The organism is Streptomyces sp. F63 (genome assembly GCF_018070345.1).
Lineage (GTDB): Bacteria > Actinomycetota > Actinomycetes > Streptomycetales > Streptomycetaceae > Streptomyces.
This window is the reverse complement of the sequence record NZ_JAGPXX010000051.1, coordinates 1-24,618: the sequence shown is the minus strand read 5'-3', so window position 1 is coordinate 24,618 and position 24,618 is coordinate 1. Positions and strand designations below refer to the sequence as shown.

At 73.0% G+C, this 24,618-nt stretch carries 25 protein-coding genes; 6 read left to right on the top strand and 19 right to left on the bottom strand.

The features are described from left to right. Positions 1–205: 205 nt before the first annotated feature. A complete protein-coding gene (locus KBZ10_RS28385; protein WP_210990611.1) occupies positions 206–958 on the bottom strand; it encodes an MBL fold metallo-hydrolase in 753 nt (250 codons plus the stop codon). Between the two features lie 277 nt (positions 959–1,235). On the opposite strand from KBZ10_RS28385, the gene KBZ10_RS28380 reads away from it, so the two are divergent. Continuing rightward, entirely contained in the window at positions 1,236–1,787 is a 552-nt protein-coding gene (locus KBZ10_RS28380) for a type II toxin-antitoxin system PemK/MazF family toxin (protein ID WP_210990610.1), read from the top strand. A gap of 79 nt (positions 1,788–1,866) precedes the next feature. On the opposite strand, the gene KBZ10_RS28375 is transcribed toward KBZ10_RS28380, so the two are convergent. The 6 genes from KBZ10_RS28375 to clpS form a co-directional block, all read right to left on the bottom strand. Then, positions 1,867–2,817, bottom strand: a complete 951-nt coding sequence (locus tag KBZ10_RS28375) for a PLP-dependent cysteine synthase family protein (RefSeq protein WP_210990609.1) — start codon at positions 2,815–2,817, stop codon at positions 1,867–1,869. Beyond that, entirely contained in the window at positions 2,817–3,149 is a 333-nt protein-coding gene (locus tag KBZ10_RS28370; protein WP_210990608.1) for a MoaD/ThiS family protein, read from the bottom strand. Before KBZ10_RS28370 ends, KBZ10_RS28375 begins: the two co-directional genes overlap by 1 nt. A gap of 117 nt (positions 3,150–3,266) precedes the next feature. Next, positions 3,267–3,368, bottom strand: a complete 102-nt coding sequence (locus tag KBZ10_RS30680) for a putative leader peptide (protein WP_019711586.1) — start codon at positions 3,366–3,368, stop codon at positions 3,267–3,269. 90 nt (positions 3,369–3,458) lie between these two features. Further along, positions 3,459–3,884: a Mov34/MPN/PAD-1 family protein gene (locus tag KBZ10_RS28365; protein WP_210990607.1), complete on the bottom strand. Its 426-nt coding sequence runs from the start codon at positions 3,882–3,884 to the stop codon at positions 3,459–3,461. Between the two features lie 223 nt (positions 3,885–4,107). Next, positions 4,108–4,704: a DUF2017 domain-containing protein gene (locus KBZ10_RS28360; protein WP_210990606.1), complete on the bottom strand. Its 597-nt coding sequence runs from the start codon at positions 4,702–4,704 to the stop codon at positions 4,108–4,110. Next, positions 4,704–5,015, bottom strand: coding sequence for an ATP-dependent Clp protease adapter ClpS (gene clpS / locus KBZ10_RS28355; protein WP_210990605.1), 312 nt, complete (start codon positions 5,013–5,015; stop codon positions 4,704–4,706). Before clpS ends, KBZ10_RS28360 begins: the two co-directional genes overlap by 1 nt. Positions 5,016–5,098: 83 nt before the next feature. Here clpS and KBZ10_RS28350 point away from each other — a divergent pair, with 83 nt between their 5' ends. Further along, on the top strand, positions 5,099–6,427 hold the full coding sequence (locus KBZ10_RS28350; protein ID WP_210990604.1) for a nicotinate phosphoribosyltransferase: 1,329 nt from the start codon (positions 5,099–5,101) through the stop codon (positions 6,425–6,427). Between the two features lie 325 nt (positions 6,428–6,752). After that, the gene (locus KBZ10_RS28345) at positions 6,753–7,340 is read left to right on the top strand and encodes an isochorismatase family protein (protein ID WP_210990603.1); all 588 of its coding nucleotides are present in this window, start codon (positions 6,753–6,755) and stop codon (positions 7,338–7,340) included. A 106-nt stretch (positions 7,341–7,446) separates the two neighbouring features. Here KBZ10_RS28345 and KBZ10_RS28340 read toward each other — a convergent pair whose 3' ends face one another. Both KBZ10_RS28340 and KBZ10_RS28335 read right to left on the bottom strand, forming a co-directional pair. After that, positions 7,447–7,767: a hypothetical protein gene (locus tag KBZ10_RS28340; RefSeq protein ID WP_210990602.1), complete on the bottom strand. Its 321-nt coding sequence runs from the start codon at positions 7,765–7,767 to the stop codon at positions 7,447–7,449. Positions 7,768–7,890: 123 nt separating this feature from the next. Next, positions 7,891–10,281 (bottom strand): immune inhibitor A domain-containing protein, encoded by a 2,391-nt coding sequence (locus tag KBZ10_RS28335; RefSeq protein WP_210990601.1) that lies wholly within the window; start codon positions 10,279–10,281, stop codon positions 7,891–7,893. A gap of 426 nt (positions 10,282–10,707) precedes the next feature. On the opposite strand from KBZ10_RS28335, the gene KBZ10_RS28330 reads away from it, so the two are divergent. Then, on the top strand, positions 10,708–11,019 hold the full coding sequence (locus KBZ10_RS28330) for a hypothetical protein (RefSeq protein WP_210990600.1): 312 nt from the start codon (positions 10,708–10,710) through the stop codon (positions 11,017–11,019). Positions 11,020–11,133: 114 nt separating this feature from the next. Here KBZ10_RS28330 and KBZ10_RS28325 read toward each other — a convergent pair whose 3' ends face one another. Then, positions 11,134–11,901, bottom strand: a complete 768-nt coding sequence (locus KBZ10_RS28325) for an RDD family protein (RefSeq protein ID WP_210990599.1) — start codon at positions 11,899–11,901, stop codon at positions 11,134–11,136. Between the two features lie 72 nt (positions 11,902–11,973). Further along, complete coding sequence (locus KBZ10_RS30185; RefSeq protein WP_210990598.1) at positions 11,974–13,842, bottom strand: RDD family protein; 1,869 nt, start codon at positions 13,840–13,842, stop codon at positions 11,974–11,976. A 318-nt stretch (positions 13,843–14,160) separates the two neighbouring features. On the opposite strand from KBZ10_RS30185, the gene KBZ10_RS28315 reads away from it, so the two are divergent. Then, complete coding sequence (locus tag KBZ10_RS28315; RefSeq protein WP_210990597.1) at positions 14,161–14,604, top strand: SsgA family sporulation/cell division regulator; 444 nt, start codon at positions 14,161–14,163, stop codon at positions 14,602–14,604. A gap of 120 nt (positions 14,605–14,724) precedes the next feature. Here the strand turns inward: KBZ10_RS28315 and KBZ10_RS28310 are convergent, their stop codons facing one another. Next, positions 14,725–16,092 carry an FAD-binding oxidoreductase gene (locus tag KBZ10_RS28310; RefSeq protein ID WP_210990596.1) on the bottom strand — a complete coding sequence of 456 codons (1,368 nt, stop codon included), beginning with the start codon at positions 16,090–16,092 and terminating at the stop codon, positions 14,725–14,727. A gap of 192 nt (positions 16,093–16,284) precedes the next feature. Then, entirely contained in the window at positions 16,285–17,430 is a 1,146-nt protein-coding gene (gene hppD, locus KBZ10_RS28305) for a 4-hydroxyphenylpyruvate dioxygenase (protein WP_210990595.1), read from the bottom strand. Between the two features lie 143 nt (positions 17,431–17,573). On the opposite strand from hppD, the gene KBZ10_RS28300 reads away from it, so the two are divergent. Continuing rightward, positions 17,574–18,047 carry an Lrp/AsnC family transcriptional regulator gene (locus tag KBZ10_RS28300; RefSeq protein ID WP_210990612.1) on the top strand — a complete coding sequence of 158 codons (474 nt, stop codon included), beginning with the start codon at positions 17,574–17,576 and terminating at the stop codon, positions 18,045–18,047. A gap of 87 nt (positions 18,048–18,134) precedes the next feature. On the opposite strand, the gene KBZ10_RS28295 is transcribed toward KBZ10_RS28300, so the two are convergent. The 6 genes from KBZ10_RS28295 to KBZ10_RS28270 all read right to left on the bottom strand — a co-directional run bounded on the left by KBZ10_RS28295 (position 18,135) and on the right by KBZ10_RS28270 (position 24,377). Continuing rightward, entirely contained in the window at positions 18,135–18,926 is a 792-nt protein-coding gene (locus tag KBZ10_RS28295; RefSeq protein ID WP_210990594.1) for a S16 family serine protease, read from the bottom strand. A 300-nt stretch (positions 18,927–19,226) separates the two neighbouring features. Next, positions 19,227–19,868, bottom strand: coding sequence for an IclR family transcriptional regulator (locus KBZ10_RS28290; protein WP_030547190.1), 642 nt, complete (start codon positions 19,866–19,868; stop codon positions 19,227–19,229). Between the two features lie 283 nt (positions 19,869–20,151). Then, positions 20,152–21,942: a DEAD/DEAH box helicase gene (locus KBZ10_RS28285; RefSeq protein ID WP_210990593.1), complete on the bottom strand. Its 1,791-nt coding sequence runs from the start codon at positions 21,940–21,942 to the stop codon at positions 20,152–20,154. A 104-nt stretch (positions 21,943–22,046) separates the two neighbouring features. Next, positions 22,047–22,430, bottom strand: coding sequence for a type II toxin-antitoxin system death-on-curing family toxin (locus KBZ10_RS28280; RefSeq protein ID WP_210990592.1), 384 nt, complete (start codon positions 22,428–22,430; stop codon positions 22,047–22,049). Beyond that, positions 22,430–22,627 (bottom strand): ribbon-helix-helix protein, CopG family, encoded by a 198-nt coding sequence (locus KBZ10_RS28275; protein ID WP_125626012.1) that lies wholly within the window; start codon positions 22,625–22,627, stop codon positions 22,430–22,432. Before KBZ10_RS28275 ends, KBZ10_RS28280 begins: the two co-directional genes overlap by 1 nt. 76 nt (positions 22,628–22,703) lie before the next feature. Further along, complete coding sequence (locus KBZ10_RS28270; protein ID WP_210990591.1) at positions 22,704–24,377, bottom strand: MFS transporter; 1,674 nt, start codon at positions 24,375–24,377, stop codon at positions 22,704–22,706. Between the last annotated feature and the right edge of the window lie 241 nt (positions 24,378–24,618).

The following is a 24,618-nucleotide window of genomic DNA, read 5'->3' as shown; positions in this document are numbered from 1 at the left end:
GGCCCCCCGGCACGCCCGCCGCCGTTTCCCGTCGCAGCGTCCGGTGCCGCGCCCGCAGAACCACAGGACCGCAGGACCGCAGGACCGCAGCACCGCAGCACCGGAGCACCCGCGGAACGGCTCGGCCGGAGGGGAAACGGGACCCGGGTGGGACCATGGAACCCGGATCCCGTCACCGCTCCCGCCGAGCCGCTGCCCGCGGCGGCTACACCTCGTAGACGGCGCCGGGGCGGGCGAGTTCGACGGGGCCGTCGAAGACCTCGCGCGCGTCACGGAGGTTCACCGAGGCGTCCGTCCAGGGCGGGATGTGGGTCAGCACCAGCCGCCCCACCCCGGCCCGCCGGGCCTGCTCCCCCGCCTCCCGGCCGTTGAGGTGCAGTTCCGGGAGGTCCTCCTTGCCGTGGGTGAAGGACGCCTCGCAGAGGAAGAGGTCGGCGCCGTCGGCGAGGCCCTCCAGCGCCTTGCAGGGTCCGGTGTCGCCGCTGTACGTCAGCGTCCGGCCGCCGTGCTCGATGCGGAAGCCGTAGGCCTCCACGGGGTGGCTCACCTCGTCCGTGTGGACGGTGAAGGGGCCGATCTCGAAGGTGCCGGGCTTGAGCGTGCGGAAGTCGAAGACCTCGCTCATCGACTTCTCGGAGGGCACGTCGTCATAGGCGGCGGAGAGCCGCTGCTCCGTGCCCTCGGGCCCGTAGACCGGGATGGCGGCGGGCCGGCCGCCCTCGTACCGGTAGTAGCGGGCCACGAAGTAGCCGCACATGTCGATGCAGTGGTCGGCGTGCAGGTGGCTCAGTATCACGGCGTCGAGGTCGTAGAGACCGCAGTGGCGCTGCAGCTCGCCCAGGGCGCCGTTGCCCATGTCGAGGAGCAGCCGGAAGCCGTCGGCTTCGACGAGGTAGCTCGAACAGGCCGAGTCCGCGGACGGAAACGACCCGGAGCAGCCGACGACGGTGAGCTTCATGAAGCGGGAACCTCCGAGTGCTTCAGTCCCCCGGCTGGTCTTGACGCGGGGGAGGATCCGGGGGCCGTACGGTTTGTCGAGCGTAAGGCGCGAAAGGGCTGGTCGCCCCTCTGTGGCGGGCTGTTGTGGGGGAACTCACCCACCGCTTCACCGGTACGGGGGTGGCAGCGGCGGAGGGTTCGCTTCCGGGGTACGCGGACCGGGGCCCTGTTCGGGGACCGGGCGCGGGCGGCACAGAACGGCCGGAGGGCGGCCGGTGCGGGAAAGGTGTGTGGTCATGGACACATGGGTGTGGGTGGCGCTGGCCGTGGTGGTGGTCCTGGCGCTGGTGGCGTCGGTGGTGGACGGCTGGGGGCGGGGCGCGCCCCCGGACCGGGCCCGCCGCCGGGCCGGGGGGCGGCTCCGGCCGCCGGGGCGGGCCGGGGAGCGGCCGCGGCCCGGGCCCCGGGGCCGTACGCGGCCGCGGCCCGCCGTCCGCCCGGGGAAGCGGGCCGGGGAGCGGTCCGCCGGGCCGGTGCCGGCGCCGCGGGCGCGGGAGATCTGGTGGGCGGACGTCCCGTTCGAGGACGGGCCGGGGTCGAAGGACCGGCCCTGCCTGGTGCTGTCGGTGCGCGGGGGCTCGGCCCGGGTCGTGAAGATCACCAGCCGGGACCGGGGTGGGCGGCCGGGGGTCGTGGAGCTGCCGCCGGGCTCGGTCGGTGACCGGTCGGGCCGGAGGAGCTATCTGACCCCGGACGAGCTGCGGGACGTGCCGCTGGCGGAGTTCCGGCGCCGGGTCGGCGAGGTGGACGGCTCGGTGTGGAGCCGGGTCCGCCACCTGGCCGGCTGACATCTGTGGAAGCGTCGCGGCCGGTCTCCCGCGCGGATGGCGGGAGACCGGCCGGGACGGGTCCGGTGCGCGGCGGACGTCAGGCCCAGAGCTGGCCCTGCAGGGCCTCGACGGCCTCTTCCGTGGTGGCGGCGGTGTAGATGCCGGTCGAGAGGTATTTCCAGCCGCCGTCGGCGACGATGAAGACGATGTCGGCGGTCTCGCCGTCCCGGACCGCCCTGCGGCCGACGCCGATCGCCGCGTGCAGCGCGGCGCCGGTGGAGATGCCCGCGAAGATGCCTTCCTCGCGCAGGAGTTGGCGGGTGCGGACGACGGCGTCCTCGGAGCCGACCGAGTAGCGGGTGGTGAGCACCGACTCGTCGTAGAGCTCGGGAACGAAGCCCTCGTCGAGGTTGCGCAGCCCGTAGACCAGGTCGTCGTAGCGCGGTTCGGCTGCGACGATCCGCACGCCGGGCTTCCGCTCGCGGAGGTAGCGGCCGGCGCCCATGAGGGTGCCGGTGGTGCCGAGGCCTGCGACGAAGTGCGTGATGGAGGGCAGGTCCTCGAAGATCTCCGGGCCGGTGCCGGAGTAGTGGGCACCGGTGTTGGAGGGGTTGCCGTACTGGTAGAGCATCACCCAGTCCGGGTTCTTCTCCGCGATCTCCTTGGCCATCCGGACCGCGGTGTTGGAGCCGCCCGCGGCCGGGGAGGAGATGATCTCCGCACCCCACATGGCGAGCAGCTGGCGCCGTTCCTCGGAGGTGTTCTCGGGCATGACGCAGACGATGCGGTAGCCCTTGAGCCGGGCGGCCATGGCGAGCGAGATGCCGGTGTTGCCGGAGGTCGGTTCCAGGATGGTGCACCCGGGGGTGAGCACGCCGTCCTTCTCCGCCTGCTCGATCATGTGCAGCGCGGGGCGGTCCTTGATGGAGCCGGTGGGGTTGCGGTCCTCCAGCTTGGCCCAGATGCGGACGTCGTCGGACGGCGAGAGCCGCGGCAGCCGCACCAGGGGGGTGTGGCCCACCGCGGCGAGCGGGCTGTCGTAGCGCATCAGCGGGTCCGCTTCATGCGGTGCGTCCGGCCGCCGGTGCGGTGCTGCGCGGCGTGGGCGGAGCCGCCGGCGACGGCGGGGAGGATGGTGACGCTGTCGCCGTCGCTGAGCTTGGTGTTGATGCCGTCGAGGAAGCGGACGTCCTCGTCGTTCAGGTACACATTGACGAACCGGCGCAGGTTGCCGTCGTCGACCAGGCGCTCGCGGATGCCGGTGTGCCGTGCTTCGAGGTCGGTGAAGAGCTCCTCGATGGTGGCGCCGTTGCCCTCGACCGACTTCTGGCCGTCGGTGTAGGTGCGGAGGATGGTCGGGATGCGGACCTGGATGGACATGGGCAGGGTGCTCCTGTCGGGGAGGGGTCGGGGTGCGCGCGGCGGGACAAGGGCGGGGCCGGGCCCCGGTTCGCTGACGGGGGCCGTGGCGGGGCGGGTTCGTGGGGCCCCGGAGGCTCAGCGGGGACAGATCGCGCTGGCGAGGCGGCACAGATCGACGTGCAGCCGCGCCACGAGCAGCGGGCCCGGGGTCTTGTCGCTCACGCCGTGGACAACCATGGGGGCATCGTATCGATTCCCCGTCCGAGTTCCGGATACGCGTCTCGCAGCGTGGACGGTGCGCTGGACACCGGGAGCCGCCGGGGGTGCTCAGTACGACGGGACGATCTTCACGTCCTCTTCGGTGATCTCGCCCTCGACGATGCGGAACGACCGGAATTCCGCCGGGCCTTCGCCGTTGCCGCACTCGGCGGTGGAGACCAGGACGTAGTGCGCGCCGGGTTCGTTGGCGTAGGTCACGTCCGTGCGGGACGGGTACGCCTCGGTCGCGGTGTGCGAGTGGTAGATGACCACCGGCTCCTCGTCGCGGTCGTCCATCTCCCGGTAGAGCTTCAGCAGGTCCGTCGAGTCGAACTCGTAGAAGGTGGGCGAGCGGGCCGCGTTCAGCATGGGGATGAAGCGCTCGGGGCGGCCGGAGCCGATGGGGCCGGCGATCACTCCGCACGCTTCGTCGGGATGATCGGCGCGTGCGTGGGCCACGATCCGGTCGTGGAGATCCTGGGTGATGGTCAGCATGCCTCCTAGGGTATGGCGGCATCCGGTGGCCCCGGAGGGAGGTGTCCCCCTGGTGAGACAGTGGTGGCCCACAACGTGAGATGAGGGCCGGGAGGGTCCACGCGGAAGCGGCGAAGCCGCAGGACCGGGCGCACCGTTCCGGTGGGAGGTGATCCGGCTCACGGCGCCGGCCGGGTGCGGGCAGGGCCCGGCCCGGGGGGGGCGAGCGGGCACGCGGCCCGGCTCAGGCCGTCAGCGTCCCGACGAGGGACTCCTGGAGCCCGCCGAGCCAGAGGTAGGCCATCACCATCGGCTTGCGCGGGTCGCTGTCGGGCAGCCGGTAGAGCTCCTGGTCGTCCTCGCTGATCTCCAGCCGCGTGCCGATGGCCAGCCGCAGGTCGTTGAGGGTGCCGAGCCACTGCCGGGACTCCTCCGGGGCGAGTTCGAGGAGGGCCTCCCCGTCCTCGGGGGCGTGCAGCCGGTCCAGGGCGTGGACGACGCCGAGGGCGTCCCGGCGCTTGCGGGCGCGCAGGTCGTTCTCGGTGTAGCGGCGGAACTCGGCGGCGTACTCGCGGATCTTCTCCTCGCCGTCGCCGCCGGGCTCGCGCTCCGGGTCCCCGTAGGCGTCGGGGAAGAGCCGGGCCAGGGCCGGGTCGGAGGGGGGAGCGCTGGGGCCGTCGGCGAAGAGGGCGTCGAGCGGGTCGGCCCCGTCGGCGGGCTCATCACCCGGGCCGACGAGCTCCAGCAGTTGCACGGCGAGGCTGCGCAGGATGGAGACCTCGACCGGGTCGAGCGCGACGGCGGCCCCGCCGCCCGGTACGGCTTCGAACGCGCCCGCCATCAGCGGTCCTGGCTCAGGGTGGCCCACAGGCCGTAGCCGTGCATGGCCTGGACGTCGCGCTCCATCTCCTCGCGGCTGCCGCTGGAGACGATGGCGCGGCCCTTGTGATGTACATCGAGCATGAGTTTGCTCGCCTTGTCCTTCGAGTAGCCGAAGTACGCCTGGAAGACGTAGGTCACATAGCTCATGAGGTTGACCGGGTCGTTGTGCACGATCGTCACCCAGGGGACATCGGGCTCGGGCACCTCCGAGGGCGCTCCGCCGGTCTCCGTCTGCTCGATCTCGATGGGGGCGACACTCACAGGCTCCATGCTGCCATCCAGTGGCGTACATCGCACAAACGGACTGGCCCCAGAAATCGTCAAACTGACGAAATGGGGTTAGCATCGCTGTCATGAACTCAGCAGACCTGGGGCTGCCGGTCGCCGTGCCGTCGACGGCGCTCTTCACCGACCACTACGAACTCACGATGCTGCAGGCCGCCCTGCGGGCGGGCACCGCCGGCCGCCGTTCGGTCTTCGAGGTCTTCGCCCGCCGGCTGCCCGAGGGCCGCCGCTACGGGGTCGTCGCGGGCACCGGCCGGGTGCTGGACGCCGTGGAGAACTTCCGCTTCGAGCCCGAGATGCTCGCCTTCCTGCGGGAGCGCCGGGTCGTGGACGAGCCGACCCTGGAGTGGCTGGCCGGCTACCGCTTCCGCGGCGACATCAGCGGCTACCGCGAGGGGGACGTCCACTTCCCCGGCTCACCCGTCCTCCGTGTCGAGGGCAGCTTCGCCGAGGCCGTGCTGCTGGAGACGGTGATCCTCTCGATCCTCAACCACGACTCGGCGGTGGCCGCCGCCGCGTCCCGGATGTCGGTGGCGGCCGGCTCCCGGCCACTGCTGGAGATGGGCGCCCGGCGCACGCACGAACTGGCGGCCGTGGCCGCCTCCCGCGCCGCGTACGTCGGCGGCTTCTCCGCCACCTCCGAGCTGGCGGCCGGCTTCCGCTACGGCATCCCGACCGTGGGCACCAGCGCGCACGCCTTCACCCTGCTGCACGACAGCGAGCGCGACGCCTTCACCGCCCAGGTCGAGTCCCTCGGCCGCGGCACCACGCTGCTGGTCGACACCTACGACGTGGCCGAGGCCGTCCGGCTGGCCGTCGAGATCGCCGGGCCGGGGCTGGGCGCGGTCCGCATCGACTCCGGCGACCTGCTCCTGGTGGCCCACCGGGTCCGGGCGCAGCTCGACTCCCTCGGCGCCCGGGACACGAAGATCGTGGTGACCAGCGACCTCGACGAGTACGCCATCGCCTCGCTGGCCGCCGCCCCGGTGGACTCGTACGGGGTCGGCACCCGGCTGGTGACCGGTTCCGGCCATCCGACCGCCTCCATGGTCTACAAGCTCGTCGCGCGGGCGGAATCGGCCGATCCGTCGGCGCCGCTGCTGCCGGTGGCGAAGCGGTCGGTGGGCGGCAAGACCTCCGCCGGCGGCCGGAAGTGGGCCGCGCGCCGGTACGAGCCCGACGGGACCGCCGAGGCCGAGGTCGTCGGAACCGGCCCGGTGCCCCCGGAGTACGAGGACGCTCTGCTGCAGACGGAGCTCGTACGGGCCGGTGAGGTACTGGCCCGGGAGCCGCTGGAGGCCGTACGCGACCGCCACCTCGCCGTCCGCGCCCGGCTTCCGCTGTCGGCGATGCAGCTGAGCAGCGGTGAGCCGGTCATCCCCACCGAGTACGCGTGACGAGCGGGCACGTGCTGCGCGCGGGTACGTGTAGCGCCGGTGCGGCGCGGGTACGGCGGTAGTGCTCCGGGCACCCGGATCCACCGCTCCCGCGCCCGCGGGGCGCCCTCACGCCCGGTACGACCACGGCGGCAACGACGCCGCCCGCTCCACCCGCCCCCACGGCGGTGCCGCACCCCCGGGACCGACCCGCCCGGGCGGCAGCGGGCGTTCCCGCCCCCCCGCCCAGCGGGTCCGGACCGTCCCTTACCCTGGGTTACGGGACGGTTTCCGGCCTCCCGCGGAGGTCCGTACCCGCCGCTCGACCAGCCGAAGGGCCCGCACCATGCACCGTGCACTGATAGTCGTCGATGTGCAGAACGACTTCTGCGAAGGCGGCAGCCTCGCGGTCGCCGGCGGCGCGGACGTCGCCGCCGCGATCACCGATCTGGTGGCGGAGTCGACGGCCGGTTACCGCCACGTCGTCGCCACCCGCGACCACCACATCGACCCGGGCGGCCACTTCTCCGAGAACCCGGACTTCAAGGAGTCCTGGCCGCCCCACTGCGTCGCGGGCACCGAGGGCAGCAGCTTCCACCCGAACTTCACCCCCGCCATCGCCTCCGGCGCCATCGACACCGTCTTCGACAAGGGCGCGCACGCCGCCGCCTACAGCGGCTTCGAAGGCCGGGACGAGAACGACGTCCCGCTCGCCGACTGGCTGCACGAGCGGGAGATCGAGGAGGTCGACGTGGTGGGCATCGCCACCGACCACTGCGTCCGCGCCACCGCGCTCGACGCGGCGCGCGAGGGCTTCAGGACCCGCGTGCTGCTGGACCTCACGGCCGGCGTCGCCGCGGAGAGCACCGAGCGCACCCTGGAGGAGCTGCGCGAGGCGGGCGTGGAGCTCCAGGGCAAGCCGGTCGTGGGCTGACGGGCGGGCCCTCCCGCGCCGGTCCGGCCGGATCCCCGCGGCCGCGGGCCTCCGCCGGAAGACTCCGCCGGAAGACTCCGGCGGAAGACTCCGGCGGGAGCGCGGCTCAGGCGGCGGGCCGGAGCAGGCTCGCGATGGGGTGCCAGAGCTCCGTGGCGTCGTCGGGCACGGACCGCCAGAGCAGGCCGTCGGGGTGGTGCAGCACGGCGGTGACCTCGTCCGGGGTCGGCGGCTCGGCGTTGCCCCGCAGATGGACGGCGCGCAGCCCGTGGTTCTTCAGCCGGGTCAGGGCCCGGGGGCGGTTCGCCGCGTGGACGAGCACCCGCACCCGCGCCGTCTCCCCCGCCCCCCAGGCCGTGGGCCGCGGCAGGGAGAGAGCGACGACGACGCTGCCGCCCGGGAGTCTGGTGAATCCTCCGCCGGCCATGTCCCTCCCTCCCCCCGCGAGGCGGGGTGTCAATAAGAAGCTCGTTCTCGCATCCTAGACGGCGATCGGCCGCCGCCCGCCAAGGCGACGGCCGATACCGCTTCGACCTGCGATTTTACCGGGTCATCGAACCGAGGGGCCGACCTTCAGCACCATCTTGGAGCCGCTGCGGGCCTCCTTGAGGATCTGGATCCGGGTGTTGGTGTCAGGAACCTTCACACCGGCGGTCGGGTTCGACTCGTACCAGTACGTCCCCTTGTGGTCGTCGAAGACCCGGACGCCCTTCTTGGCCTTGACCTTGGCCGGCTCACCGTTCTTGTGCAGGGTGAAGCCGTCCGTGCGGTACAGGCTGAAGGGGGAGTCGTACGCCTGGATGCGGTTGCGCATCAGGGTGCCGTCGCTCCACTTCTCCGGGACGGCGTGCGCGTCGACCGGGAGGATCAGGCCCTCGCCGGGGTGGACGCCCACGTTGTTGTCGTGCTGCGAGGTGTCCCAGAGCCAGACCATCAGGCCGTTCTGGTAGGGGAAGTGCTCCACCCAGTTCGGGCGGTCCGGGAACCCGAAGTTGTACGGGCCCGTCTTCAGGGTCTTGTCGTACGAGACGTACTGCCGGTTCTCGGCGATGTAGTACTGCGGGTACTCGTTGGTGAACGACTCGCCGATGCGCTTGAAGCCGTCCGCGGTCCAGCCGTTGTCGCCGTTCTCGGCGTTGTCCGTGAAGAGCGTCTCACCGTCGGCCGTGACGGAGATCGCGTCGGCCGCGAAGCCCATCATCGCCAGGCCGCCGTCCGTCTGGTAGCGGAAGCGGAGGTCGATCTTCTGGCCGGCGTAGGCGTCCAGCGGGTAGACCAGGTCCTGGTAGTCGCCGGAGGCGCCGTGCAGGGCCGGCTCGTCGGCGCCGTCGCGCGGGATGGCCTTGCCGTTCGCGGTGCCGTCCAGCGGCTTCCAGTTGGCGCCGCCGTCGGTGGAGACCTCGGTGTACAGGTAGTCGTAGTCCTGCTCGATGTCCCACCAGCCCTTGAGCTGGAGGGAGGCCGCGGACCGGCCGGTCAGGTCGACCGGGCGGGACAGGGTGTTCTTGAGGTCGTCACCCATGTCGCTCCACCACTGGGTGGCGCCCTCGGCGGGCTTCACCACGGTGGTGGTCTTCGACTTGTCCGGCAGCTCGACCACGAGGGCCTGCGCGTCCTTGGTGTTGTACTCGGCCACGCCCAGCTTGTGGTAGGAGCGCTTGCCCGCCTTGGCGGTGTCGTAGTCCAGCCAGCCGAGCTGGAGCTTGTCCCAGGCCGTCATGTCGCCCGGCAGGTCGCCGATGGCGTCCTTGCCCTCGCCCAGCCAGGAGCCGGAGGACATCAGGGACCAGTAGCCGACCGAGGACTCGCCGGTGCCGGAGGTGTCGTAGAGGTCCGGCAGGCCGAGGTCGTGGGCGTACTCGTGCGCGAAGACGCCGAGACCGCCGTTCTCGGGCTGCACGGTGTAGTCGCCGACCCAGACGCCGGTGTCGCCGATCTCCGTGCCGCCGGCCTTGTTGTTCTCCGGTCCGGTCTTGCCGGCGTTGACCCCGTACGCGTACCAGCGGTGCGCCCAGATCGCGTCGCCGCCCTGGGCGCCGCCGCCGGCGGACTCGTCCTCACCGGCGTGCACGAACTGGAAGTGGTCGATGTAGCCGTCGGGCTCGTTGAAGTCGCCGTCGGCGTCGAAGTCGTAGCGGTCCCAGGTGTCGTACTCGGCGAGCTGGGCCTTGATCTCCGCGGTGGTCTTGCCGGCCGCCTTCTGGTCCGCGGCCCAGGCGGTCACGCCGTCGCGCACCGCGTCCCAGACGTTGGCGCAGTTGCTGCTGCCGCAGTAGTTCGAGCCGTAACGGGCCTCGTTCCACTCGACCTTGACCCAGTCGGAGACGGTGCCGTCGACCGAGTAGCGGCCGGACGACTGCTTCTCGTAGTACTTCTTGAGGGACTCCTCACCCTTCTCCTCCGAGAAGTAGAGGTCCTGGAAGTACTGCCGGTCGAAGTCCTCGCGCCACTCGGTGCTGTTGTCCACCGCACGGTCGGGCTCGGCTATCTCGTTGTGCTGCGGGCCGGGCGTGCCGCCGTACTTGGGGACCGGCTGCTCGGGTCCGTCCGGCCCGTCGGGGTCGAACATCGTGGTGTCGTCGACCTTGTCGCCGAACTCCACGAGGATGGTGAAGATCTTGTCGGTCTTCTCGCGGGCCAGCTCGACGTACTTGCCGCTGTCGAGCCTGACGACGCGCGAGGCGCCACGCTTCTTCGTCTTGGCCTCGCCCGCGAGCACCTGCTGAAGGGCGCTCTCCCGCTGCGCCTTCTGCCGCTCGCTGAACGGGCCCTCGAGGTCGTGCTCCACATGCGTCTTCGCGGGCGCCGGGTCCCGGCGCTCAATCGCGGCGGGCCCGCCGTCCTCCGCCTCGGCCGCGAGGGCCGGCAGAGCGGTCGCGCCCATGGCGGCGATCACGGTGGCCAGAGCCGCGGCTCTGGCGACTCTGCGATGGGTTCTCACTTGGCGCTGTCCTCCCGGGTGTTACCCAGTGCTGCCTCTTCCGCAGGGCATTGGATCCGACTTCGCGCCGAAAAGACAGATCTTGACTTGAACACGCCACAGGTGTACGTTCACCGGCTTCCCAAGATCGATAATCGGACGGAGCCCACCTCCGCGACCGGCCGTGGAAACCGAACAGGCGCACCCATCTCAGCCCGTGGAACGGAGGATGAATCCGTGCGCCCCCTGTGCACCTGGAGTGAGGGTCAGGTCACGCTTGCGGGAAGTTCCGCTCGGGCAGACAGCACCGTAGAGTCAGGAAACGGCGCGAACGCTGCGTTTTTCCCGGGGAGTTGACGGTACCGGCCTCCCACCGGAGCCGCCATCCCGGGGTGCGCGAAGACTCGAACCATCCCCCAAGACCCTGTTCCGAGGACGGAATCCGCCATGCCGCGTCCGACTGCCGCACAGCTCGCCTACGGTTCGGCCACCGTCGTCTGCTCGACGATGGTCATGCTGGTGCTCTCCCAGACCCGTTCCGTGGCCGGCATCGCCTCGATCGCCCTCGCCGGACTGGCACTCGGCCTCTTCGTCGCCGTGACGGTCTCCGGCCCGCGCGCCGTCCGCACCGCCGCCGCCCCGGGGACCGGCGAGCGGACCTCCGTGCCCCGCCGGACGGTATCCGTTCCCGCAGCCCGCGAGCACACGGCCCGTCCCCGGGCCGGCGCCGGCGCCTCCTCGCCCTCCGGGCGCCGCTGACCCGCCGGCCGCGAGCCCCGTACCGCGCAGGGGGACGCACGGCCGAACCACCACAGCACCGCCGGCCCGCGGCCGGACGCGCTCCGCCACCCGGCTCACCCGCGGCTGCCCGGTTCACGGCGCGGAGACCACCACCGTCTTCGCCGCCTTGTCGTGCAGGCACTGCCGGTACGGCCTGTCCCAGGTGCAGAACAGCACATTGACCAGCCAGAAGACGAAGCCGAAACACGGCACCAGCTGCGGCAGCGAATAGACCGCCGCCCGCGTCCAGCCGGGACTCCCCGCCGGCACCGACCCGTCGGCGAGCATCGCCACCCGGATCTTCATCAGCATCTTGCCGACCGTCTGGCCGGACCGGGAGAGCATCAGCCCCTCGTAGACGAAGTACACGATCAGGATGACGAGCTGGACCCCGGTCGACTCCCCCATGTCGTCGTTGTCGCCGAAACCGTAATCGAACCCGCTGATGAGCCCGCCCACGACCGCTCCCACGGGGATGCCGATCAGCAGGCCGTCGATGATACGGGCCAGCAGACGCCGGCCGAGGCTCGCCAGCGGGGGCATCCCGGCCAGCGGATCGGGCCCGCCGTAAGGGGCGCCGTACGGACCGCCGTACGGGGCGCCGCCGTACGGGCCGCCGGGCGGGGGCGCCCCGTAACCGCCGGGCGGCGGGGTGCCCTGGCCGCCGGGCGGGGGCGAACCGGGAGGCGGCCCGCCGGGCGGCGGAGGCCCGTAGGGGCCACCGCCCGGAACGGCGCTCTCCGGGCCGCCGCCCGCCGAGGGGCGGTCCGGCGGCAGGTCCCCGCCCTCGGGCGGGCGCTTGCGGAACGGGTCCTGCTCCGGCGGCTCACCGGACGGGGCTCCCGGCTGATCGCTGTCCATACCCGCCAGTCGACCGCGAAGGCGCGCCGCGCGCAGCCCGGGGCGGGCTGTCCGGGGGAGCCGGCGGACCGGTCAGCCGCCGGACGCCACGAAGGTCCGGGCCGCCTTGTCGTGCCAGCACTGCCGCCAGGGCCGGTCGACGAAGCACCACAGCACGTTGACGACGCCGACCACCAGCAGCCCGAGCAGGCTGTAGACCAGCCAGCGGCGGAGCGACTCGGCGAACGACGGGTTCTCGTGCGACTCGATGCCCGTGACCCGCACCCCGCACAGCCGCTTGCCGAGCGTCCGGCCCCAGCGTGCGGTGGGCAGCACCTCGTAGACGACGCCGAGCAGCAGCAGGGCGGCGAGGAACATGCCGAGATAGCCGGCCGTGGTGCCGTCGAGCAGCCAGACGGTGACGGTCTCGCCCGTGAGCTCGGCGTTCTCGATCTTGGCGTCGAGGTGGTCGGCCGTGCGCACCCCGAGCGGCACCGCGGCGGCCGACAGCAGGACCCCGAAGACGGCCGTGTCGAGCAGCCGGGCGAGGAGGCGGCGGCCGAGCCCGGCCGGACGGGCCTCGGCCTGCGCCCGGACAGCGGCCAAAAAGGGGTCGTCGACCGGGGGCCGCCACGGGGCCACCGCGCCGTCGCCCGCTCCCCCGGCGGGGGCGCCGGGCTGCGCCGGCCGCTCCACCTGCCGGGGCCAGGAGGCCGCCACCCCGGCTCCCCCGGCCGTCCCCGGCAGCCCGGCGGCCGGCGCGGGCCCCGGCGCCGCGGCCGGAGACGGTTCCCGGGGCCCGGCGGCGGGAGAGGCGGCCGGCTGCACCGGGCCCTCCTGCCGCGGAGACTGCCACTGCGGGGGCCGTTGCCCGGGGGCCGGTTGCCGGGCGGTCTGCCGCTGCGGGCCCTGGGGGTCCGGTCCGGGGAGGGGGCCGCCCGGTGTCCGCGCCGGGCCACCGCCGTCCGCGGGCGGCTGCGCGGTCGTGGCCCCGGTCCCGGGCGTGCGCGGATCGTTCTCCCCGGCGGGGCGCGGCACGGAGCCCGCGCGGGGACCGGTGCCGGCCGCCGGGGCGTCCGGTGCCGGCGCGCCGCCCTGGTCGGGGACCCGGCCGGGGGCGGGACGGTCCGCACGGTCGCCCGGGGCTGCGGCCGGTGTGCCGTGCGCGGCGCGCGGGTCCGCCGCGCCGGGGGTACGGGACCGGCCGGCGGTGCCGCTCGCCCGCAGCGTCATGGTGCCCTCGCGGGCGGCGGTGGCCGAGGGGGTCGCGCCGGACTCCTCGTCGTCTCCCGCCGGGGTTCCGCCCGGTCCGGAACTCCCGTGCCCCAGGCCGAGGGTGGGCCCTCCGGCGGCGGGGCGGCGCGCGGCGGCGGGGCGGCCGGAACCGAGGCCGAGCGTGGGGCCGCCGCTCCCCTCCGGGCCCGCGGAGGCGGGATCGGCGGGTCCGGCCGGGGAGGGCTCCGCGGTGCGGGGATCGTCGGCGTTAACCGGGCCGCCGGGCCGCCGGGGGCCGGCCGGTCCGGTGCCGTCCCCCGGCCCGGGCTCCGCGGCGGCCGCGGGCGCGGAGTCCCCGCGGGGGCCCGCGGCGGGTCCGTCCTCCCCGCCGCTCTGCGCGGCGGCGGCCCCGGCGATCTCGTCGAAGTACATCGGGCCGGTGCGGTCCTGGGCCGGCACGGAAGGGTCCGGGGACACCGGCGGGGAGGAGGACGAGGACGGCGAGGCGGAGGGGGCGGACGGCGAGGAGGCCGCGGGGGCGGGGGAGGCCGCCGGGGGCGGTCCGGAGGCGCCGGCTCCGGTGGGCGGGGCCGGGGGCATCGGATCCCCTGCGCCCGGGGCCGGACGGCTCGTGCCGGGCACCCAGGAGGCGCCGTTCCAGTACCGGATGTAGCCCGGGATGGACGGGTCGGGGTAGTAGCCCGGGGCGGGGCCGCCGTCGGCGGATCCTGGGGTTGGGGCGCTCATGGTCCGTGGTCCCGTATCTGCTCGGCCGTCTGTGCGGTGGCGATCTCTGCGGCAGGCGCGGAGTGGTGTACGTCGCCCCGGGACCGCCCGTTCACGCTCGGGCCCGGTGCGGTGTCCACATGTACCAGAACGGGACGCCTGCCGGGCGAGTCCCGGGGTACGCACCACTTTCGCGTAAGGGTGCGGGCAAGAGACCGGCGCGACCGGTGAGGATCTCCGAGAGTTTTCCGGGAAGTCGCCCAGTGAACGGTGAGAACGGGTCTCCGCTCCGTGCGGCCCGCGCCCGGCCGCCGCACCGAAGGGAAAGGACGGCAGTTCATGCACACCGTGGTGGAGAGGGAACTGGAACTGGTCCTGCTGCTCACGCCGGAGCGCAGCGTCCCCGTGCCCGCACGGCTGGTCTACCGCACGGACGATCCGTACGCGGTCCACATCACCTTCCACATCGGCTCCGAGGCGCCGGTCCACTGGACGTTCGCGCGGGAGCTGCTGGTGGAGGGGGTGTTCCGGCCGGTCGGCGAGGGGGATGTGCGGGTGCGGCCGGCGAGCGCCGACGGGCGCGCGGTGATCCGCATCGCCCTGCGGTCCCCGGACGGGGAGGCGCTGCTGCAGGCCCCGGCGGCGCCGGTGTCCGCCTGGCTGGAGCGGATCCTGCGGCTGGTGGAACCGGGGAAGGAGCTCGAACAGGTGCCGCTCGACGAGGCGTTGAGCGAGCTGCTGGCGGTGGCCCCGTCCGACGAGAGCTCCGACGGGGCGCCGTGACCGGGCGGCCTCGCCGCCGGCGCCGGTCACGGCGCCCGCCCCCCCTTTCGAGCCCCTCGTGCTTCCGCGCGCGGGCTCGCAGCTCCGCGCACTCCCTCGTGCGCTTCCGTGCGGGTGCGGTCAGAACAGCTTGCCGGGGTTGAGCAGACCGAGCGGGTCGAACAACTCCTTGATGCCGCGCTGGAGTTCGAGCCCGATGGGGCCGATCTCCCGGGCGAGCCACTCCTTCTTGAGGACGCCGACCCCGTGTTCGCCGGTGATCGTGCCGCCCAGTTCGAGTCCGAGGGCCATGATCTCGTCGAAGGAGGCGAGAGCGCGGCGGGATTCGTCGGCGTCCTGGGGGTCGAAGCAGACGACGGGGTGGGTGTTGCCGTCCCCGGCGTGCGCGCAGACGCCGATGACGAGGTCGTGCTTCTCGGCGACGGCCGCGGTGCCCTCCAGCAGCTCGGCGAGCCGGCCGCGGGGCACGCAGACGTCGTCGATCATCGTGGCGGAGCGGACGGCCTCCAGTGCGTGGATGGCCAGGCGCCGTGCCGTCAGCAGCAGTTCGGACTCGGCGGGGTCGGAGGCGGGGACGACCTCGGTGGCCCCGGCCGCGGTGCACAGTCCGGCGACGGCGGCGAGGTCGGCCGCCGGGTCGGGAGTGTCGAAGCCGGCGAGCAGCAGGGCCTCGGTGGACTCCGGGAGTCCCATGTTCGCCAGCTTGTTGACCGCCTGGAGCGTGGTGCGGTCCATGAGCTCCAGCAGCGCGGGGGTGTGCCCGCCCGCCATGATCCGGCAGACGGCGTCGCCGGCGGCCGCGGCGGAGGGGAACTCGGCGGCGAGGACGAGTTGCCGGGGCGGGTGCGGTTTGAGCGCGAGCACGGCCCGGACGACGATGCCGAGGCTGCCCTCGGAGCCGACGAAGAGCCGGGTCATGTCGTAGCCGGCGACGCCCTTGGCGGTGGAGCGCCCGGTGCGGAGCAGCCGGCCGTCGGCGAGGACGACGTCAAGGCCCAGCACGTACTCGGCGGTGACGCCGTACTTGACGCAGCAGAGGCCGCCGGCCCCGGTGCCGATATTGCCGCCGATGGTGCACATCTCCCAGCTGGAGGGATCCGGCGGGTAGTACAGGCCCCGTTCGGCGACGGCGCGGGAGAGCACGGCGTTGATCACGCCCGGTTCGACGACGGCGATCCGCTCCACCGGGTCGATCTCCAGGATGCGGTCCATCTTGACCAGGGAGAGGACGATGCAGCCGTCCGTGGCGTTGGCGGCGCCGGAGAGGCCGGAGCGGCCGCCCTGGGGGACGACCGGGACGCGCAGTTCGGTGGCGGTGCGCATGACGTGCCGCACCTGTTCGACGGTCCGGGGGAGGACCACCACGGCCGGGGTGCCGGCGGGGCAGAAGCTCGCGTGGTCATGGGCGTATCCGGAGGTGACGTCGGGGTCCGTGACGACGGCCTCGTCCGGCAGCCCTCCGCGCAGGCGTTCGATCAGGCGGCTCATGGGCACAGGGTGGCACCCGGCCGCCCGGGCGGGAAGAGATCGGAACGGACTTCTCGCCCTCCGGAAAGATGGGGACCGGCGCCGGACCGGACCGGCCATGACCACGGCATCGGCGGAGGCGGAAGCGGGGCACGGCGCCCGGGGGCGGTGGGGTGCTCCCCCACCACCCCCGGGTGAAGCGGCCGGGACGGCTCAGAGGTTGCCGCGCTTCGCCTGCTCCCGCTCGATCGCCTCGAAGAGCGCCTTGAAGTTGCCCTTGCCGAAGCCCATGGAACCGTGGCGCTCGATCATCTCGAAGAAGACGGTCGGGCGGTCCTGGACCGGCTTCGTGAAGATCTGCAGCAGGTAGCCGTCCTCGTCCCGGTCCACCAGGATCTTCAGCTCGCGCAGGACCTCCACGGGGACGCGCGTCTCGCCCGCCCACTCGCCCAGGGTGTCGTAGTACGAATCGGGGGTGTCGAGGAACTCCACCCCGGCGGCGCGCATGGCCCGCACGGTGGCGACGATGTCGTTGGTGGCCAGGGCGATGTGCTGGACGCCCGCGCCGCCGTAGAACTCCAGGTACTCGTCGATCTGCGACTTCTTCTTCGCGATGGCCGGCTCGTTGATCGGGAACTTCACCTTGAGGGTGCCGTCGGCGACGACCTTCGACATCAGGGCGGAGTACTCGGTGGCGATGTCGTCGCCCACGAACTCCTTCATGTTGGTGAAGCCCATGACGGTGTTGTAGAACGCCACCCAGTCGTTCATCTTGCCGAGTTCGACATTGCCGACGCAGTGGTCGATGGCCTGGAAGAGGCGCTGGGCAGGGGGTTCGACGATCGGGCCGGCGGCCACGAAGCCCGGGAGGTACGGGCCCGTGTAGTCCACGCGCTGCACGAGGGTGTGCCGGGTCTCGCCGTAGGTGGCGATGGCGGCGAGGACGACGGTGCCGTGCTCGTCGCTCACCTCGTGCGGCTCCTCCAGGCCGGTGGCGCCGTGCCCGACGGCGTAGGCGTACGCGGCGCGCACGTCCGGGACCTCCAGGGCGAGGTCGATGACGCCGTCCCCGTGGGCGGCGACGTGCTCCGCCAGGAAGCGGCCGCGCTCGGTGGCGGGCTTGATGACGCTCGTGAAGACGAAACGGGCGCCGCCGGACTCCAGAACGTAGCTGGCCGTCTCACGGCAGCCGTTCTCCGGTCCGGAGTAGGCCACCCGCTTCATGCCGAAGGCGGTCGAGTAGTAGTGGGCGGCCTGCTTGGCGTTGCCGACGGCGAAGACGACGGCGTGCATCCCTTTCACGGGGAAGGGGTCGGCCTGCCGGGCCGTGTCAGGGGTCTGGTTCATCGTCTCAGTCATGCGCTCAGCGTCTCCGCGGCCCACAAGATGCGCAATAGTTCGCGATTCTTCTGGACAACTCGACCAGTGATGAGCCGATAATGCCGGACCATCTGTACATGATGACCACCGAAGAAGGTGGTGAGAGGCGGAAGAGGACGGCCATGGGGATCGACGCGCTGGACGGACGGCTGCTGGAACTGCTGGCCGAGGAGCCGCGGATCGGCGTACTGGAGGCCTCGCGCCGGCTCGGCGTCGCGCGGGGCACGGCGCAGGCACGGCTCGACCGGCTGCGGGCCGGCGGCGTGATCCGCGGCTTCGGGCCGGACGTGGACCCGGCCGCGCTCGGCTATCCGGTGACCGCCTTCGCGACCCTGGAGATCAAGCAGGGGCAGGGCGCCCAGGTGCGGGCGCATCTGGGCGCGGTGCCGGAGGTGCTGGAGCTGCACACCACCACCGGGGAGGGCGACATGCTCTGCCGGCTGGTGGCCCGCTCCAACGCGGACCTGCAGCGGGTGATCGACCTGGTGGTGGGCTACCAGGGCATCGTGCGGGCCTCGACGGCGATCGTCATGGAGAACCCCGTGCCGCTGCGCATCATCCCGCTGGTACGGCAGGCCGCCTCAGACCGGGCCTGATGCGGGGGAAGGCGGGAAAGGGCGGGACGGAGCGGGGGCCGAAACGGGCGGAGGCCGCCCCGGGCCGGATCGTCAGCAGTGCGGGCGTCAGCAGTGCGGGACCCGGCCGCCGCGCTCCAGGGCCGTCAGGGCGTCCACGGCCCCCTCCAGGCTCGCCACCGGAACCAGCCGCAGGCCCTTGGGCAGTTCCACGCGGGCGTCCCCGCACTCCTCCGCCGGCACCAGGAACACCGTCGCCCCGTCCCGCTTGGCGGCCCGGGTCTTGAGCGGTACGCCGCCGACCGGGCCGACCCGCCCGTCCGCGCTGATCGTGCCGGTGCCGGCGATCGTCCGGCCACCGGTCAGATCGCCGCCGCGGCCGTCGCCGCCGAGCTTGTCGACGATGCCCAGGGCGAACATCAGGCCGGCGCTCGGGCCGCCGACATCCGCCAGCCGCAGCGTCACCTTCACCTTCTTCGGGGAGCGGCCGAGGTATCCCAGCGCGGCGGCCGTGGCGGTGTCCTGGGACTCCCGCATCTCCGCCCGGTTGTACTCCTCGATCTCCTCGGTGTTCTCGCCGACCGGGTAGACGGAGTCCCGGGGCATGACCGCGCGGTCCGCGCGGAACCAGCCGTCGACGACGTCGTCGAGGCCGACCGCCGCGTCCGGGCCCGTCGCGGCGATCGTCGTCATCCGCAGCTCACCGGTGGTCTTCCGCGGCTCGGCACCGGAGATGGTGATCACCTGCTCGCCCTTCCGGGAGCCGAGGACGTCCGCGGTGAGACCCGGCTCCGCGAGGCTGAACGGCAGCGGAGCGAACGCCGCCACCGCCAGCAGGGCGGCGACGGGCACCGCACAGACGGCGAGGACGCGGGAGCGACGGGTGAGAGCGACGGGCATGGGGTGAATCTAGTGGACGGCCGGGGCCGGAGCCCCTCCGGCCACCGGCACGGCCCCTCCCGGCCCGGCGGCGGGAGCCGCGGGACGGAGCGGAGCGCCCCCGCGTACCCGGGCGGCACCCGGGCCGTACGCGGACGCCCGGCGGGGAACCGCAGGGCACGCACGGTGGTGCACGGGTGGGGGACGGCACGGCGCGGGAACGCACGGACGCGCGGCACGGCACCACGGCGCGGACGGTGCGCGGCCTGCACCCGCCGGGCGCGCCGGCACCCGCCCCACGCGCCGTGCCCGCAGCCCTGCTCAGCGCAGGGCGTCGGAGACCTCCCGGGCCGCGTCCGCGACCCGCGGGCCGACCCGCTCCGGCACCGAGTCGGCGAGCATCACCACACCGACGCTGCCCTCCACCCCCGTCACCCCCAGCAGCGGGGCGGCGACGCCGCTCGCGCCCGCCTGGAGCTCTCCGTGCGTGAGCGAGAAGCCGGGGTCGGTGCCCGGGTTCTGCCGGGCGGCGAGGATGGCCCTCCCCGCCGCCCCCTGCTCCAGGGGATGACGGAACCCGGCCCGGTAGGCCACGTGGTAATCGGTCCAGGTCGGTTCGACCACCGCCACGGCCAGGGCGTCATTGCCGTCGACCAGGGTCAGGTGGGCCGTCGCCCCGATGTCCTCGGCGAGGGAGCGCAGCGCGGGCAGCGCGGCCTCCCGTACCAGGGGATGCACCTGGCGGCCCAGGCGCAGCACGCCCAGGCCGACCCGCGCGCGGCCGCCGAGGTCCCGGCGGACGAGCGCGTGCTGCTCCAGAGTGGCGAGAAGCCGGTAGACCACGGTCCGGTTCACACCGAGCTTGTTGGACAGCTCGGTGACCGTGAGTCCGTGGTCCGTATCGGCGAGCAATTTGAGGACTCTCAGTCCTCGGTCGAGCGTTTGAGACGTCTCCGCGGTCACGACGCCCCCTCCTCGGGTGAGTGGCGGCGGCTTCTCACGGCAGGTGCGATGCCGGTCCCAGCGGCAGCGCGCGGAGAGGCCGCCGGTCGCTTGGCACCGGCTTGCGCCATGGCGGGGTTGCCACGGCACGTCTGAGTGAGCGGAACGCTACTGACCTGTCCCGCTCAGCGGAAGAGCCCGTCCAGAATCCGGGCACTCCCGTACCCATTTATCCCCTTCCGGACCGGCCCGGACGGCGATCCGGATGACGGCCGGGCGGGCCCGGGGCATGCGCCGGCCGCCGTCAGCGCATCCGCGTGGCCCACTCCTGGACCTTCTTGATCCGCTCCCGGAGCTGCCCCGCCGTGGCCTCCGCGCTCGGCGGTCCCCCGCACACCCGGCGCAGCTCCGTGTGGATCACCCCGTGCGGCTTGCCGCTCTGGTGGACATACGCGCCGACCAGACTGTTGAGCTGCTTCCGCAGCTCCATCAGCTCCTTGTGCGTGACCACCGGGCGCCGCTCCGCCGGGAGTTCCAGCAGATCGGCCTCCTCGGCCGGCTTCTTCCGGCTGTGCGCGATCTGCCGCGCCTGCCGCTTCTGCAGCAGCATCTGCACCTGGTCCGGCTCCAGCAGCCCGGGGATGCCGAGGTAGTCCTGCTCCTCCTCGCTGCCGGGGTGGGCCTGCATGCCGAACTCGGCGCCGTCGTACAGCACCCGGTCGAAGACGGCGTCCGACTCCAGGGCCTCGAACGGCAGCATGTCCTGTTCGCCGGTGTCCTCGTCCTGTTCCTTCTCCGCCTCCCGGAGGAGCTTCTCCTCCTCGGCGTACGGGTCCTCCTCGCCGTCCTTCTTCGGCCGGTCGAGGACGTGGTCCCGCTCCACCTCCATCTCGTTGGCGAAGCCGAGCAGATCCGGGATGGTGGGCAGGAAGACGGAGGCGGTCTCACCGCGCCGCCGGGACCGCACGAAGCGGCCGACGGCCTGGGCGAAGAACAGCGGGGTGGAGATCGTCGTGGCGTACACGCCGACCGCGAGGCGCGGCACGTCCACGCCCTCGGAGACCATGCGGACCGCGACCATCCAGCGGTCCTCGGAGTGGCTGAAGTCGTCGATGCGCTGTGAGGCGCCGGTGTCGTCGGAGAGGACGACCGTCGGGCTCGTGCCGGTGATCTCGCGGATCAGCTTGGCGTAGGCGCGCGCCGCCTCCTGGTCGGCGGCGATGACCAGGCCGCCCGCGTCGTGCACGCTCTTGCGCACCTCGGTGAGGCGGTGGTCGGCGGCCTTCAGGACGTTGGGCATCCAGTCGCCGCGCGGGTCGAGCGCGGTGCGCCAGGCCTGGGAGACGGCGTCCTTGGTCATCGGCTCGCCGAGCCGCGCCTCGATCTCGTCACCCGCCTTGGTGCGCCAGCGCATGTTGCCGCTGTAGGACAGGAAGATCACCGGCCGGACGACGCCGTCGGCGAGCGCGTTGCCGTAGCCGTAGGTGTAGTCGGCGGAGGAGCGGCGGATGCCGTCCGGGCCCTCCTCGTAGGCCACGAACGGGATCGGGTTGGTGTCCGAGCGGAAGGGCGTACCGGTCAGGGCCAGTCGCCGGGTGGCCGGCTCGAACGCCTCCTGGCACGCCTCGCCCCAGGACTTGGAGTCACCGGCGTGGTGGATCTCGTCGAGGATCACCAGGGTCTTGCGCTGCTCGACGCGGTTGCGGTGCAGCATCGGGCGGACACCGACGCCCGCGTAGGTGACGGCCACGCCGTGGTACTCGCGGCCCAGCGGCCCGGCCGAGTACTCCGGGTCGAGCCTGATGCCGACCCGGGCCGCCGCCTCGGCCCACTGCTTCTTCAGATGCTCGGTCGGCGCCACCACCGTCACCTGCTGGACGACGTGGTGGTGCAGCAGCCAGGAGGCGAGGGTCAGCGCGAAGGTCGTCTTGCCGGCGCCGGGGGTCGCCACGGCGAGGAAGTCCCGCGGCTGCTTCTGGATGTACGACTCCAGCGCCCCCTGCTGCCAGGCGCGCAGCTTGTTGGCCGTACCCCACGGGGCACGGCCCGGGAAGGCGGGGGAGAGGTGATGGGAGGTGGTGGCGGTGGTAGTCACGGTCTCCGGTTCGGGCCCTCGGGTACGTACGACAACCGGGCCACCCTACCGGGGCGCCGGCCCCCCGCCCGGCGCGCGTTCCGCGGGCGGGAGTGCGACGGCCGTCACAGTGCGGCGTGCAGATCGCGGAGCCTGCCCGCGATATCGGCAACGTCCCGCGGTTCACCCGACGCGGCCCCCACGACGAGTTTGTAAGCCTCGTCCTGGTCGACTTGCGTCATCTCGGCACCGTTGAGGTCGAGGAACACGACGGCACACATCCATGCCGTGCGCTTGTTCCCGTCCACCAGCGGATGGTTCACCGCCAGGGAATGAAGCAGCGAAGCCGCCTTCTCGAAGAGATCCGTATACGCCTCCACGCCGAACATCCGCGACTGTGGTCTGTGCACGGCCGAGGTGAGCAACCCCAAGTCGCGCAGTTCCACTCGCTGCCCCCCGCAGGCCAACTCCGCAAGGTCCAGAACCTCCCGGACCCTCAGGTACTTCACTACTCCCCCAGCCTCCGCAGCAGGTCCGCATGGCGCGCCGCGTACTTGGCCCCGAGCCGGTGCACGGTCTCCCGGTCGGCTTCCTCTTCCAGATAGCGGTCGACGGCCTGCAGCACTATGGCGTGCATACTGCGCCCTTCGGCCTCCGCCCGTTCCTTGAGTGCGTGCTGCTGGTCGTCGCGCAGTCGAAGATTCATAGCCATACCAAAATGGTACCAAGAGTGGGGTCACCATGGGGTCATTGAGGTCCGGCCTCCGCGCGCACGGCCCTGTTCAGAGCCCTCCCCGCACGGGGCGGTCCTCGCCGGGGCTCAGCCGAGTGGCGACCCAGGCGCCCACCAGGGCGACGGCCGCCATCGCCAGGTAGACAGCGGCGAACGCGGTGGCGTGGCTCGTCCCACCACCCGCCGCCGCCCCCGTGGCGACGCCCCGGGCGGTGGGGGCGCCGGCCGTCACCGAGCCGCCGCCGAGGCCGACGAAGAGCATGCCGCTCAGCCCGACCAGCGCGATGTTGCCCAGTGCGTCGGAGACCTGCAGGGAGGCCGAGTTGGAGCCCGCCTCCTCCGGCTGGGAGAGCCGGAGCAGCAGCACACTCCCGCTGGAGATGGTCAGCCCCATGCCGAAGCCGCCGACCGCCCAGGAGGCGGCGACCAGCGTCCAGGGCGCCCAGCCGGGCAGCCCGTCGATCAGGGCCAGGGCCGGGCCCGCGATGGCCGCGGCCATCAGCACCATGCCGAGTTGCATCAGCCGCTCCCGGTACGGCTCCAGCCGCGACCGGCTCTGGGTGTACGAGCCGAGGGCCCAGGTCAGTCCGCCGCCGGTGAGCGCGAAGCCGGCGAGCGTCACCGACAGCCCCCGCTCGGCCACCAGCATCAGCGGCACGAACGTTTCCGCGCCCAGGAAGGACCCGGCCGCGACCCCGCGCAGCAGCACCACCGACGGCAGCCCCCGCCCCGCCCGGAACGTCCCGCGCGGCAGCAGCCGCAGCACGGACGGCACCAGCAGGGCCAGGCCGGCGACGGCCGGCAGCACGGCCCCCGGGCTCCGGTCCTGACCCGCGTACTGGAGCAGCCCCGCCCCGGCGGCGACGGCCAGGGCGAGCAGCACGCGGCGCCGGTTGACGGCGGCGGTGCGGCCGCCGTTCTCCGGAAGTCTCCGCAGCGCGGGCAGCATCACGGTGAGCGGCAGCAGAACGAGCACGGGGATGGCGAGGAAGACCCAGCGCCAGCCCAGACTCTCGGTGACCGTGCCGGCCACCAGCGGCCCGACGATCACCGGCAGCACCCAGGCGGCGGAGAACGACGCCATCACCGCCGGGCGCAGCCGCTCCGGATAGGCCCGGCCGACCACCACGTACAAGGCGACGATCACCAGCCCGCCGCCGACGCCCTGCACGGCCCGTCCGCCGACGAACGTCCACATGTCCCGCGCCGCCCCGGAGATCACCAGCCCGCCGCCGAACGCGGCCACCCCGGTGAACAGCGGCACCAACGGCCCCTTGCGGTCGCACCACTCGCCGGAGAGGGCCATGGCGAAGAGGCTGGCGGTGAAGTAGCCGGAGAACGCGTAGGCGTAGAGCGGGATGCCGTCCAGCGCGTGGGCCGCGGCGGGCATGGCGGTGTGCACGGCGCTCGCCTCGAAGGCGATGAGGGACACGACGGAGATGATGCCGAGGGTGAGCCCGCGGAACGGCCGCCGCCAGATCGTCTCCCCCTCCGGCCCGGCCGCCACGGGCCCCCCGCCCGGGCCGGCGGTCTTGCCGCGGCCACGCCCGGTGGGCGGAGGCGGAGACGCGGGGGGTGACGAGGAGGACGACGGGGACCGGGAGCGGAAGGACGAACGCTGCCCGGCGGTGCCGGCGGGGGCGGCGGTATCGGGTACGGCATCGAGGGCAGTGACGGTGTCGACGCCGGTGTCGGCACTGTCTCCGGGCTCCGGAACGGTCATGGCGCCAGCGTAAGGGGCGCAACCGACACTGGCTCCTGTCGAAAGTCGGTCATGCTCTCGGCCGTCGGTCCTAGGCCGGCCGGTTTCGGGAGCCGGCGGAAGTATCGGTGCTGAGGGGGGTGCCCCTATCTGTTTCGTCAACCCCGGTGGCGTCGGCTTGCGGGGGTTGATCCTGGTTTTCGGGAACGTCCCGCGAAGCGGGATGTTCCCGGCGGATCGGGTGGCTGATGGGCATCCCGTT